The 12,487-nt window shown below is 64.5% G+C and carries 13 protein-coding genes; 3 read left to right on the top strand and 10 right to left on the bottom strand.

Annotated features, from left to right (window positions below; all coding sequences use genetic code 11):
* The coding region (gene groEL, locus QJT78_RS34275; RefSeq protein ID WP_281460428.1) for a chaperonin GroEL at window positions 1-678 on the bottom strand (678 nt) is incomplete at its 3' end.
* Between the two features lie 46 nt (window positions 679-724).
* Entirely contained in the window at window positions 725-1,039 is a 315-nt protein-coding gene (locus tag QJT78_RS34270) for a co-chaperone GroES (protein ID WP_008139213.1), read from the bottom strand.
* Window positions 1,040-1,416: 377 nt separating this feature from the next.
* Here QJT78_RS34270 and QJT78_RS34265 point away from each other — a divergent pair, with 377 nt between their 5' ends.
* Both QJT78_RS34265 and QJT78_RS34260 read left to right on the top strand, forming a co-directional pair.
* Window positions 1,417-1,704 (top strand): usg protein, encoded by a 288-nt coding sequence (locus tag QJT78_RS34265; RefSeq protein WP_014494242.1) that lies wholly within the window; start codon window positions 1,417-1,419, stop codon window positions 1,702-1,704.
* Between the two features lie 162 nt (window positions 1,705-1,866).
* Complete coding sequence (locus QJT78_RS34260; RefSeq protein WP_028149999.1) at window positions 1,867-2,406, top strand: cupin domain-containing protein; 540 nt, start codon at window positions 1,867-1,869, stop codon at window positions 2,404-2,406.
* Between the two features lie 187 nt (window positions 2,407-2,593).
* Here the strand turns inward: QJT78_RS34260 and QJT78_RS34255 are convergent, their stop codons facing one another.
* Window positions 2,594-3,844, bottom strand: coding sequence for a nucleoside transporter C-terminal domain-containing protein (locus tag QJT78_RS34255; RefSeq protein ID WP_028150000.1), 1,251 nt, complete (start codon window positions 3,842-3,844; stop codon window positions 2,594-2,596).
* Between the two features lie 160 nt (window positions 3,845-4,004).
* Here QJT78_RS34255 and QJT78_RS34250 point away from each other — a divergent pair, with 160 nt between their 5' ends.
* Window positions 4,005-5,243, top strand: a complete 1,239-nt coding sequence (locus QJT78_RS34250) for an MFS transporter (RefSeq protein WP_038952849.1) — start codon at window positions 4,005-4,007, stop codon at window positions 5,241-5,243.
* A 154-nt stretch (window positions 5,244-5,397) separates the two neighbouring features.
* Here QJT78_RS34250 and QJT78_RS34245 read toward each other — a convergent pair whose 3' ends face one another.
* The 7 genes from QJT78_RS34245 to QJT78_RS34215 all read right to left on the bottom strand — a co-directional run bounded on the left by QJT78_RS34245 (window position 5,398) and on the right by QJT78_RS34215 (window position 12,258).
* Window positions 5,398-6,156 carry an SDR family oxidoreductase gene (locus tag QJT78_RS34245; protein WP_028150002.1) on the bottom strand — a complete coding sequence of 253 codons (759 nt, stop codon included), beginning with the start codon at window positions 6,154-6,156 and terminating at the stop codon, window positions 5,398-5,400.
* 33 nt (window positions 6,157-6,189) lie between these two features.
* Complete coding sequence (locus tag QJT78_RS34240; RefSeq protein ID WP_028150003.1) at window positions 6,190-6,948, bottom strand: proteasome-type protease; 759 nt, start codon at window positions 6,946-6,948, stop codon at window positions 6,190-6,192.
* Window positions 6,949-7,063: 115 nt separating this feature from the next.
* Window positions 7,064-7,471 carry a carboxymuconolactone decarboxylase family protein gene (locus QJT78_RS34235; protein ID WP_028150004.1) on the bottom strand — a complete coding sequence of 136 codons (408 nt, stop codon included), beginning with the start codon at window positions 7,469-7,471 and terminating at the stop codon, window positions 7,064-7,066.
* Between the two features lie 54 nt (window positions 7,472-7,525).
* Complete coding sequence (locus tag QJT78_RS34230) at window positions 7,526-8,725, bottom strand: acyl-CoA dehydrogenase family protein (protein ID WP_028150005.1); 1,200 nt, start codon at window positions 8,723-8,725, stop codon at window positions 7,526-7,528.
* A gap of 149 nt (window positions 8,726-8,874) precedes the next feature.
* Entirely contained in the window at window positions 8,875-9,723 is an 849-nt protein-coding gene (locus QJT78_RS34225; protein WP_014494250.1) for a transglutaminase family protein, read from the bottom strand.
* Window positions 9,724-9,890: 167 nt separating this feature from the next.
* Window positions 9,891-10,835, bottom strand: a complete 945-nt coding sequence (locus QJT78_RS34220) for an alpha-E domain-containing protein (RefSeq protein ID WP_028150006.1) — start codon at window positions 10,833-10,835, stop codon at window positions 9,891-9,893.
* A 4-nt stretch (window positions 10,836-10,839) separates the two neighbouring features.
* A complete protein-coding gene (locus QJT78_RS34215) occupies window positions 10,840-12,258 on the bottom strand; it encodes a circularly permuted type 2 ATP-grasp protein (RefSeq protein WP_038944321.1) in 1,419 nt (472 codons plus the stop codon).
* Between the last annotated feature and the right edge of the window lie 229 nt (window positions 12,259-12,487).

Raw genomic sequence — 12,487 nt, 5'->3', positions numbered from 1 at the left:
CTTCTTCTCGTTGATGAGGATGTAGGCGTCGTCCATCTCAACGCGCATCTTGTCGGCGTTGGTGACGAAGTAGGGCGAGATGTAGCCGCGGTCGAACTGCATGCCCTCGACGACGTCGAGCTCGGTCTCGAGCGACTTGGCTTCCTCGACGGTGATGACACCCTCGTTGCCGACCTTCTTCATGGCGTCGGCGAGGAACTTGCCGATCTCCGCGTCGCCGTTGGCCGAGATGGTGCCGACCTGGGCGATCTCGTCGTTCGAGGTGACCTTCTTGGAGTTCTTGACGAGGTCCGCAACGACGGCTTCGACCGCGAGGTCGATACCGCGCTTGAGGTCCATCGGGTTCATGCCGGCGGCAACCGACTTGGCGCCTTCGCGCACGATCGCCTGGGCCAGCACGGTGGCGGTGGTGGTGCCGTCGCCGGCCGCGTCAGCGGACTTCGAAGCGACTTCGCGCACCATCTGCGCGCCCATGTTCTCGAACTTGTCCTCGAGCTCGATCTCCTTGGCGACGGTGACGCCGTCCTTGGTGATGCGGGGAGCGCCGAACGACTTGTCGAGCACGACGTTGCGGCCCTTCGGACCGAGCGTGACCTTCACCGCGTTGGCGAGAATGTCGACGCCGCGCAGCATCTTGTCGCGCGCATCAACCGAGAATTTGACTTCTTTGGCTGCCATCTGGATTTTTCCTTAGGTGATTTTGACTGGAGGGAGAGAGGGGCTCTTAGGCCGCCTTCTTCTTGGAAGCGGGGACGTCGAGGACGCCCATGATGTCGCTTTCCTTCATGATCAGCAGATCGACGTTGTCGATCTTGACTTCAGTGCCGGACCACTTGCCGAACAGCACGCGGTCGCCGACCTTCAGGTCGATCGGGATCAGCTTGCCGGCTTCGTCGCGGCCACCCGGGCCAACGGCGACGACTTCACCCTGGGAGGGCTTTTCCTTGGCAGTGTCGGGAATGATGATGCCGCCGGCGGTCTTCTCTTCTGCGTCGATACGCTTGACCACGACGCGGTCGTGAAGCGGACGGAATTTCATGCAGTCCTCCTAAGTAGTTGCACGGTATGGGAATTTTTTGCGTTAGCAGTCTGTGCCCGCGAGTGCTAGCACAGGCGAGGCTGAAATAGGACAGGAATTTTGCGGGGGCAAGGGCTTCTAGCAGAAAATTCGGCACTCTGAAGGCCCGGGTGCCAGAATCTCTTTACCATCGTTAACCCGCCCGCTGACCGTATTAGCACGGAGCCGTCTCTGCTGCTAAAGCATTGAATTTCAACAGCTTGTTAAACTTTTGGGCTTGAGGTGGATTGTCAGTTTGCGTCACATTTCTCTCATGTGAGCGCATCAGTACCGGGTGGCTCGTAAGGCGCACACCGACCAAGCCGCCCCTTGAATGCGCTCCTGCAAAGGAGGTTGGCATGGGCTTGCGGAGTGGGGGCGTTTCCGAAGATTTCCGGAAACAGCTTTTGGGTTACGGGCTGACGACGGCGCAAATTCTCTATCGGATGCCCGATCATCCCTCGCTTCTCCAGACATACGTCTGGCAGAACTACGACATGTTTCCGAAATTTCCGGCGCTGAAGGATTTCCTGGCGTTCTGGCAGGAGAAGCTCGACGGTCCGCTCCATTCGGTGACCGTCGCGCATTCCAAGCTGATCAAGCCGGCCGAGCTGCGCGCCGTGGATGGCGTGTTCCGGCTGCATTGAGCAGCGCGCTGGCATCGTAGGGTGGGCAAAGGCGCGCTCGCGCGCCGTGCCCACCATCTCGCCGCGATTGCATCTGGCAATGGTGGGCACGCTTTCGCTTTGCCCACCCTACAATATCTCGTTTTGTGCTAGCCTCCGCCCATAACAACAGGGAGGCGGCCCATGGCCAAGAAAACAAAATCGCGCAGCGCAGCCCAGGCCGCGGTGAAGAAGCGGAGCGGAGCCAAGGCCGCGGCACGATCCTCGGCGCGCAAGGTGGTGAAGGCGAAGGCGCGCACGACACCGGCAAAGGCCGCTCCGAAGAAACCCGCGCGTCCCAAGCAGCGCATCGCCATCAGTCATCACCGCGAGGAAGACTTCAAGGCCGACGGCCTGCGCGCCTACGCAAAGTATCGCGACCTCGGCATCGCCGAAGCCAGCCACGGCCTCGCGCAAGCCCACGTGATCCGCCTGCAAGGCCCCTGCGATCCGAACGAGGTGTCGAAGCTGCACTTCCACGACGTCGAATTCCAGATGGTCTACGTGCTCAAGGGCTGGGTGAAGACCTACATGGACGGGCAGGGCGAGACCTTGATGAAGGAAGGCAGCGCCTGGACCCAGCCGCCGAAGATCAAGCACATGATCCTGGATTATTCGGATGACGTGGAGCTGCTGGAGGTGATCCTGCCGGCGGAGTTCAGGACGGTGGAGTTGAAGGCGTAGCCTGTCTCCTCGTCATTGCGAGCGCAGCGAAGCAATCCAGACTGTCACTGCGGAAAGATTCTGGATTGCTTCGCTGCGCTCGCAACGACAGCTCGTAGCCCGGATGGAGCGCAGCGAAATCCGGGAAAGTCTCTCCGCGGAGAAGGCTAACCCGGATTGCGCTGCGCTCCATCCGGGCTACGGCCACTCAGCTCAACACCCCCACCACCGCGCCCATCAAACACGTCGTCAGCGTCCCCGACACGATCGATTTCAGCCCGAGCGCGTTGATCTCCTCGCGCCGCTCCGGCGCCATCACCCCTAAGCCGCCGATCATGATGCCGAGGCTGGCGAAATTGGCGAAGCCGCACATTGCGTAGAGCATGATCAGGCGCGAGCGCGGATCGAGCGTATCGGGCGGCAGCTTCGAGAAGTCGACATAGGCGATCAGCTCGTTGAGCACGGTCTTGGTGCCCATCAGGCTGCCGGCGGTCACCGCCTGGTCCCAGGGCAATCCCATCAGCCAGCACACTGGCGCCATCACGAGGCCGAGCAGCCGTTGCAGCGAGATCGCGGCGCCGCCGATATTGGGCAGCAGGCCGAGGACGGCATTGACGAGGTAGACCAGCGCCACCAGCACCAGCAGCATGGCGACGATGTTGATCAGCAGTTCGATCCCCGCGCTCGTCCCCTTCACGATCGCGTCCATCGGGCCGGAGACATCCATCTCAGGATCCTCCAGCGCGCCGCCGGTGCGCTTGTCTGACGTCTCCGGCACCATGATCAGGCTGACGAGGATCGCGGCCGGCGCACCCAGCACGGAGGCGATGACGAAATGGGCGGCGGCATCGGGAATGAGCGGCGCCAGCAGCGTCGCGTAGAGCACCAGCACCGTGCCGGCGATGCCGGCCATGCCGCCGGTCATCACCAGGAACAATTCGCTGCGCGTCATCTGCACCAGATACGGCCGCACGAAAAGCGGCGCCTCGACCATGCCGAGGAAGATGTTGGCCGCGGTCGAGAGCCCGACCGCGCCGCCGACGCCCAGCGTCCGCTCCAGCAGCCAGGCCATGCCGCGCACGACCGGCGGCAGCACGCGCCAGTAGAACAAGAGCGTCGTGAGCACGCTCATGACCAGCACGATCGGCAGCGCCTGGAACGCCAGGATGAAATCGGCGCCCGGCACCTTCAGATCGAAGGGCAGGGGACCGCCGCCGACATAGCCGAACACGAAGGAGGAGCCGGCGCGCGAGGCGGCGGAGATCGCGCCGACCGCGTCGTTGATCGCCCCAAAAGCCCGTGCGACGACGGGCACTTTCAGGAGGACGGCCGCGGTGACGAAGGTCGCGACGAGGCCAATCGCCGCCTGCCGCAGCGATACGGCGCGGCGATTCTCGGCCAACGCGAAAGCGATCAACAGCAATGCGAAAATGCCGAGTGCCGATTGCAAGCGCAGCATGATGTCCCCAAAACCCCCAATGATTATGGCCGCGCCCGCGTTGCAAACGCAATGCCGGGAGATGACCTGAGCCTCCCGCTGTTGACAAGCAGGTGCGCCTCAGTCACGCGAGGGCACGTCGACATCAGGGGGCGGACGGTCCAGGGTGACCCAAGAGGCGATGCCAGAGCAGCCAATATCAGCCAGTCCGCCGGTCAGTGCCCGCGCGCTCCTTGCCCACCGCGCCTTCCTGTTCTTCCTGCTCTCGCGCAGCCTGTCGCGCTTTTCCAGCCAGATCGCGGCGGTCGCGATCGGCTGGCAGATCTATGATCTCACCGGCTCGGCCTTCGACCTCGGCATGGTCGGCCTCGTGCAGTTCCTGCCCACCGCGCTTCTGGTGTTCGTCGCCGGCCACGCCGCCGACCGTTTCGAGCGCAAGCGCGTGGTCCAGCTCTGCCAGCTCGTGGAAGCCGCGACCGCGCTCTATCTCGCAATCATCACCTATCTCGGCCTGGTCAGCGAGGTACAGATCTTCATCGCGACCTTCGTGCTCGGCATTGCCGGCGCCTTCGAGAGCCCGACCACCGCGGCGCTTTTGCCACTGATCGCGCCGCAGGGATCGCTCCAGCGCGCAACCGCAGTCGCGAGCGGCGCGGGGCAGGTCGCGACCATCACGGGTCCGGCGCTCGGCGGCCTTGCCTACGCGATCGCGCCGCACCTCGCCTATGCCGTGATGCTGCTGTTCTGGATATTGGGGATGATCCTGACCGGCTTCATCCGGCCGCGCCCGCAGGCGGTCTCCAAGGAGGGGACGGACGCCGACAACATCTTCGCCGGCGTCCGCTTCATCCGCAGCAACCCGGCGATCCTCGGTACCATCTCGCTCGATCTGTTCGCGGTGCTGTTCGGCGGCGTCACCGCGCTGTTGCCGATCTATGCCCGCGACATCCTCCAGACCGGCCCGATGGGGCTCGGGATCTTGCGCGCCGCGCCCGCGGTCGGTGCGCTGTTGATGACCATGGTGCTGGCGCGTCACGCCATCTCGCGGCATGTAGGCCTGCGCATGTTCCAGGCCGTGATCGTGTTCGGCGTCGCCACGGTCGTGTTCGCGCTGTCGTCCTGGATGTGGCTGTCGGTGTTGTCGCTCGCGGTTCTCGGCGCAGCCGACACGATCAGCGTCGTGATCCGCTTCTCGCTGGTGCAGCTCTCAACCCCCGACGAGATGCGCGGCCGGGTCGGCGCGGTGAACTTCCTCTTCATCAACGCCTCCAACCAGCTCGGCCAGTTCGAGAGCGGCGTCGCGGCCGCGCTGCTCGGCGCGATGCCTGCGGCCGTGCTCGGCGGCGTCTGCACCGTCGCGGTCGCGCTGCTGTGGATGAAGCTGTTTCCGAGCCTGCGGCAGGTGGAGAGTTTGGAGTAGGGCACAGTCTCGTGTCCCGGACGCGGCGCGGCGCGCAAGCGGTGCGCCGCAGAGCCGGGACCCACGTCGCCGCGAGTGACATCGGAGAGAGATGGGCCCCGGCTCAGCAGCGCGTCATTTCATGCCGCGCTGCGTCCGGGGCACGAGATACCGATCAGCCCCGTCCGACGAACGGCATCTTGGTCGCCATCACCGTCATGGTCAGCACGTTGGCATCGAGCGGCAGGCCGGCCATGTAGGCGACGGCGTCGCCGACCGCCTTGGCGTCCATGCGCGGCTCGTGCTTGGTGGTGCCGTCGGGCTGCAGCACGCCGGGGCCGTTGACCATGCGATCGGTCATGGGCGTCGCGGCATTGCCGATGTCGACCTGGCCGACCGCGATGTCGTACATGCGGCCGTCGAGGTTGGAGGCCTTGGTGAGGCCCGTGATGGCGTGCTTGGTCGAGGTGTAGGCCGCGGAGAACGGACGCGGCGCGTGCGCCGAGATCGAGCCGTTGTTGATGATGCGGCCGCCGCGTGGGCTCTGGTCCTTCATGATGCGGAAGGCGTGCTGGGTGCACAGGAACGGGCCGGTGAGATTGGTGTTCACCACCGCCTGCCACTGCTCGAGGCTGAGATCCTCGAAGTTCACCGCCGGCGCGCCCATGCCGGCATTGTTGAACAGCACGTCGAGCCGGCCGTAGGTCGCCTTCACCTTGTCGAACAGCGCGGCAATGGAGTCCGGCTTGGTCATGTCGGCGGTGACGCACAGGCTCTTGCCCGCGGGGCCGAGCTTCGCGGTCTCCTCGAGCATGTCGAGCCGGCGCCCGACCAGCACCACGGTGAAGCCGATGTTCATCAACGCCAGCGACGCCGCGCGCCCGACACCGGTGCCCGCGCCCGTCACCACTGCGATCTTGTTTGCTTCACTCATCGTTTCCTGCCTTTTCTCTCTTCAAGTTGGCTGTCAGGTTTTTGGTTCTTTTTCGTTCTTGTACGGCGGCCGCGGAATGTTCTGATGCGCCGCGCGTAGCGCTGCCGACCAGCGCGAACGGAGGTCGTGGAAATAGGGCTCGCCCGCCTCGATGCGGTGGTTAAGATCGGCATCGCAGGCGTCTGCGCGCACCACCAGCACGTCGATCGGCAGGCCGACGCCGAGATTGGAGCGCATGGTCGAGTCCATCGAGATCAGGCCGGTCTTCAGCGCCTCGTAGAGCTCGACGTCGTAATGCATGGCGCGGTCAAGCACCGGCTTGCCGTATTTGTGCTCGCCGATCTGCAGGTAGGGCGTATCCGTGGTGCACTCGATGAAATTGCCGGCGGTGTAGACCATGAACAGGCGCATGCGCGCGCCCTTGATCTGGCCGCCGAACAGAAAGGAGACGTCGAAGGAGACGTCTTCGGATCGCAGCGCGGGTCCTTCGGTCGCGTGCACCGCCCGGATCGCCCGGCCGATGCGCTGGGCGGCCTGGAACATGGTCGGCGCGTTCATCAGCGTCTCGACCTCGCCCGTGGTGGGGTCTTCCAGGCCTTCGGTCAGCGTCGACAGCACCGACTGGCTGATGGCGAGGTTGCCCGCGCTGGCGATCGCCATGATGCGGTCGCCGGGTTTCGAGAAGATGTGGAGCTTGCGGAAAGTCGAGACATTGTCGAGCCCGGCATTGGTGCGGGTGTCGGCGATCATCACCAGACCGTCCCGAACCAGGATTCCGCAACAATAGGTCATTTCCAGTCCCCGAACGCGTTTGCGCGGAATTACTAGCCAATTTCGGGGAGGCATGAAACCCCCGATTCCCCGGGGGGAGGTCGTCATTCGCCGGCGAAACGGCTGTCCCTGCCGCTCAGTCCGCGGCATCGACGAGAAACGCCTCGTCGACGGGGACGCCGAGCGCCGTGACCAGCCGGTTGGTCTCCGCGGCCATGCCGACGATGGCGAGCATCTCGCCATATTCGGCCTCGGTCATGCCCTTGGCCCGTGCGCCCGCGGTGTGCGAATGGATGCAGTAGCTGCAGCTGTGCGCGATCGAAACCGCGACATAGAGCATTTCCTTGATCTTGGGATCGAGCGCGCCGGGTGCCATCACCTCCTTGATGCTCTCCCAGGTCCGCCGCAGCGTCTTCGGATCATGCGCCAGCGCGCGCCAGAAATTGTTGACGAAGTCCGACTTCCGCACCTTGCGGATATCGTCGAAAACGGCGCGCGCCTCGGCGGAGAGTTCATCGTCCGAAAGCAGCTTTACGGTCGCCATGGGGTACCTCGCGGGGGCAGGTCTGATCCCGCGAGTGTAGCACGGCTCGAGCGTTCAGCCGGCATGCCCGGCCGAGCGGCGCAAGGCCAGCTTGCCGACGTCGACATATTGCCGCTGCTGCGCATGGGCGTGCTGTGCTCCGACGTGAAGGTCGCGCAGGCGCCGCTGCAGCGGCGAGCTGTCGTGGACCGCGCTGCTTCCGGCCAGTGCAAAACAGGCATCCGCGATGCCGACGCAGGTCGTGGCGAGCCAGACCGCGGATCGAGCGCCCTCGATCATGAGGTCTTCGTCTCTCAGCGTGCCGGCCATCGCGCGGCGCCAGTGGCTGGCGATCTGCACCTCGAGCAAGGCCTGCGCAGCCCGGAGGTTGGCGGAAATCCGGCCGAGCTCGTACTGGAAGGTCTCGGACTCCCGCATCGGGACGGCCGCATACAATTGCTGCCTGCCGGTATGGGCCAGCGCAAGCAAGTCGTCGACAGCGCCTTCGGCGAGACCCACCGAGAATGCGCCGTGCACCAATGGCAACCATTGCCGCAACGCCTGATAGAGTGGACCCGACATGCGAGAGGGAGCTTCGACATCGAAGACATGGGTCTCGGGAACCAGCGTCTCCCGTAGCGTGATGTGATGGCTGCCGGTGCCCTTCAGCCCTGCCGCGTGCCAGGTGTCCTCGATCTCCCAGTCACGCGCCGGCAGCACAGCGACGCGAACCTGCGGCTTGCCTTGCGGGCCGGGGACCGGCTTGCCATTTTCGGTGACGATGCAGAACCCGCCGATCCAGTCGGCGTGGGTGCAACTGCTGGCGAACGGCCAGCGGCCCTTGACGCGATAGCCGTCGGCCACGCGCTCTGCCGTTCCACCCGGTTGGGATGAGCCGCAGATCGCCACGTCCGGACCGTCCTTATAAATTTGCTGGTACAGTTCAGGGTGTGCTGCGGCGGCGAAAAGGCTGCCGACTCCGCCGACAATCGAGATCCAGCCGATCGAGCCGTCGAGCTGGGTCAGTGCCTTGATGACCTCCAGTCCGGCCGGAAAATCCAGCTCCAGCCCGCCTTGGCTGCGCGGAACGAACATCCGGAAGAGCCCGATCGACCGCAGCCGTTCCACGAGGTCGGGCGGGACGCGGCGTGCGGCTTCGATCTCGGCGGCGCGTGCCTTGATCTCGGGAGCCAACTCCCGGATCCCCGCAAGCATGTCCTGGTGGGGATCGCGCAGGGGCACGGAATGCTTCTTGTTCTTTTCTTGAAGCCGCATCTGTCTCAACCTCTGTTGCGGAAACGGATCACAGCGGAGGTTGAAGAGATGGCGCTACGGGACGGTTTCAGCGCGGCGGTCGTCGATTACAGTTGTAACGCCGCGACGTGATTGCGCCGCGGATGCCTCGTGACGAGATACCGCCGCGCCTAGCTCTGCCGCTGTGACTGCGACTGCGATTGCCCGCCGCGGCCGGCCTGCTCGACCTTCACGGCCACCGTCAGCGTCTCCGCGCCGCCGCCATAGCGGGTGCCGCGCACGGGGGCTGCGCCGAGATAGTCGAGCCCGATCGCAACGCGGACATGGGCGTCGGTGGTGCAGATGCAGTTGGCGGGATCGAAGCCGACCCAGCCGAGACCGTCGACGTAAGCTTCCGCCCAGGCATGGCCGGCATCCTGGTGCACCGTGCCGTCCGAGCGCAGGAAATGGCCGGAGACGAAGCGCGCCGGCACGCCGCCACTGCGGGCGCAGGCGATGAAGATATGCGCGTAGTCCTGGCAGACGCCGCGCTTGAGCGTGAACGCTTCCGCCGCCGAGGTGCCGCTGTTGGTCGGATCCTCGTCGAAGGTCATGTGATCGCTGATTTGCGTCATCAGCGTGTGCAGGAAGCCGAGCGTGTCGCTCTCGGCCTCGCTGCGCAACTGCCGCGCGACCGCCGTCATCGCCGGATTGACGGTGGTGAGGTCGGTGGCCCGCAAGAACATGCCGGCCGGAAAGCGCTCGTCGGCGCCGCGCAGCACGCCGCCGGTGTCGTGGGTCTCGATCAGGCCCTCGGCGGTGATCTTGATGTCGCCGACGGGTCCGCAGGACAGCACATGGGTGACGTTGCCGAAGGCGTCCTCATGGGTGTCGAGCTTGGTGTCGGTCGAGACGTCGATCTGCCACTCCGCCACATATTGCCCGTCATGGCTGCCGGGCGTCATGCGCAGGATCTGGATCACGCTGGTGGCCGGCGGCTCATAGCGATAGGTCGTGGTGTGCTGGATTCGCAGGCGCATGGTGGACCGTGAAGTTAGTGGTTAGACCCGCTGCCTGTTGCGAAGAAGCTCGTCATGCCCGGGCTTGTCCCGGGCATCCACGATCTTCCTCGCCGCAAAAGCAAGAACGTGGATGGCCGGGACAAGCCCGGCCATGACGATATCCCGTTTTCGTCAGCCGGGGGACATCAGATCAAATACTGCTTCGTGATGATTTCGCCCAGCCTGGAATTGTCCGTGATGAATTCCTGAATGAATTCATGCACGCCATGCTGGAAAATGTCGTTCATATTGCTGTGTTCCAGCCGGTTGCGGATGCCGCGGGCATGGCGCTGGGCGGGGCCCTGGCGGCCATAGGCGACGCCGATCTGGTCGAGATTGCGCACGAGATTGCCGTAACAGCTGGCCAGCGAGCGCGGCAGCGTGTCGTTGAGGATGAGCAGGTCCGCAATCAGCCACGGCTTCAGCGTCTCGCGATAGACCCAGTGATAGGCTGTCAGCGCCGAGACCGAGCGAAGGATCGAGCTCCACTGATAGAAGTCGAGCGGGCCGCCGACATGCTCCTCCTCGGGCAGCAGCACGTGGTACTTCACGTCGAGGATGCGCGCGGTGTTGTCGGCGCGCTCCAGATGCACGCCCATCCGCGAGAACCAGTAGGCGTCGTTGCGCAGCATGGTCCGGTAGGCCGAGCCGTCGAAGCGCAGCGAAGTCTCCTGCACGAAGCGCAGGAATTTTGCGAGATCCTCGCGCGTGGAGGTGCCCTTGCTCCAGACCTCCTGGAGTTCGATCCAGGCCGAGTTGATGGTGTCCCACATCTCGCTGGTGAGCGCGGTGCGCACCGAGCGCGAGTTCAGCCGCGCCGCCTCGATGCAGTTCCTGATCGATGATGGATTGCTTGCCGAGAACGAGAGGTAGTCGACGACGTTGTGCTCGTTGGCGACTTCATATTGCTGATAGAAGCTCGCGGCGACGCCGGCGGTGAGAAGCGCCGAGTCCCATTCATTGGTCTTGCCGATATAGGCGGCGGGAAGCGCAGTGACGCGCAGCGTCGCATCGATGGTGCGCGCGAGATACTCGGCCCGTTCGACATAGCGGGCGAGCCAGTAGAGGTTTTCGGCGGTACGCGACAGCATCTGACTACTCGTCCAGGATCCAGGTGTCTTTGGTGCCGCCGCCCTGGCTCGAATTCACCACCAGGGAGCCTTCCTTGAGCGCGACCCGTGTCAGCCCGCCGGGCACGATCGTGGTGCTCTTGCTGCCGGTGAGCACGAAGGGCCGCAGGTCGACGTGGCGCGGCGCGAGGCCGCTTGCCGTACAGGTCGGGCAGGTCGAGAGCGCCAGCGTCGGCTGCGCGATAAAACCTTCCGGCTCGCGCTTGAGCTTTTCGCGGAAGGCCTCGATCGTCGCTTTCGTCGCGGCAGGGCCGATCAGCATGCCGTAGCCGCCGGAGCCGTGGACCTCCTTGACGACGAGCTCGCCGAGATTGTCGAGCACATAGGCGAGGTCTTTCGGCTCGCGGCAACGCCAGGTCGGCACGTTCTTCAGGATCGGCTCCTCGCCGAGAAAGAATTTCACGATGTCCGGCATGTAGGAGTAGATCGCCTTGTCGTCGGCGATGCCGGTGCCGACCGCGTTGGCGAGCGTGATGTTGCCGGCCGCATAGGCCGACATCAGCCCGGGCACGCCGAGCACGGAGTCGGGGCGGAAGGTGAGGGGATCGATGAAATCGTCGTCGACGCGGCGATAGATCACGTCGATCCGCTTCACCCCCTCGGTCGTCCGCATGAACACTTCGTTGTTCTTGACGATGAGGTCGCGGCCTTCGACCAGTTCGATGCCGAGCTTGTCGGCAAGGAAGGAGTGCTCGTAGTAGGCCGAGTTGTAGACGCCGGGCGTGAGCAGGGCGACCGTCGGCTCGCCGGAGGCGCCTTGCGGCGCCACCGATCGCAGGGCGGAGAGCAGCTCGTCCGGATAGCGTTCGACCGGCGCCACTCTGTGGCGGGCGAACAGGTCCGGAAACAACCGCATCATGATCTCGCGGTTTTCCAGCATGTAGGACACGCCCGACGGGGTACGGGCATTGTCCTCCAGCACGATGAAGTCCTCGGCATCGACCCGGACGATGTCGATGCCGGCGATGTGCACGTAGACGTCGTGCGGCACCTGCTGGCCGTTCATCTCGGGGCGGAACACCGGGTTCTGGAAGATCAGGTCGTCGGGCACGACCTCGGCGCGCAGGATGTCGCGGCCATGATAGATGTCGCGCAGGAACATGTTGAGCGCGCGCACGCGCTGCTTCAGGCCCTTCTCCAGCAGCGCCCATTCCTTGCCGGACATGATTCGCGGAATCACGTCGAAGGGGATCAGGCGCTCGGTAGATTCGGAATCGCCATAGACGGCAAAGGTGATGCCGATGCGGCGGAACAGGAGCTCGGCCTCCTGGCGGCGATATTCGAGCGCCTCGGGAGGCGTCTCCTTGAGCCAGCGCGCCAGCTCCTGATAGGCGGGGCGAAGGTCCCCGCCGGGAATGTTCATTTCATCAAACGCGACTGCCATAGATCCCGACTTGTCTCCGCAAGGCGTTGCGCCATTCGACAGGTCGTCAGGCCTTGGTGAAGACCGCAACGTCCTGGCCATGCGGCAAGAGTGCATGACTCCGAGGAGGTAGCAAGGGCTGGGCCAGCGCGATAAGCATGGAGTTGTGGCATTTGCCGGGGACAGCCGGGAGGGTGCCTCAAAAAATGGCTGAGGACTGCTTATTTCGGCAGCAAAACCGCGTGACTTC

Origin of the sequence: Bradyrhizobium sp. Mp27, from assembly GCF_029953005.1 — a bacterium.
GTDB classification, from domain to species: domain Bacteria; phylum Pseudomonadota; class Alphaproteobacteria; order Rhizobiales; family Xanthobacteraceae; genus Bradyrhizobium; species Bradyrhizobium barranii.
The sequence above is the reverse complement of the archived record's forward strand: the minus strand, read 5'-3'. Positions and strand labels throughout refer to the sequence as shown.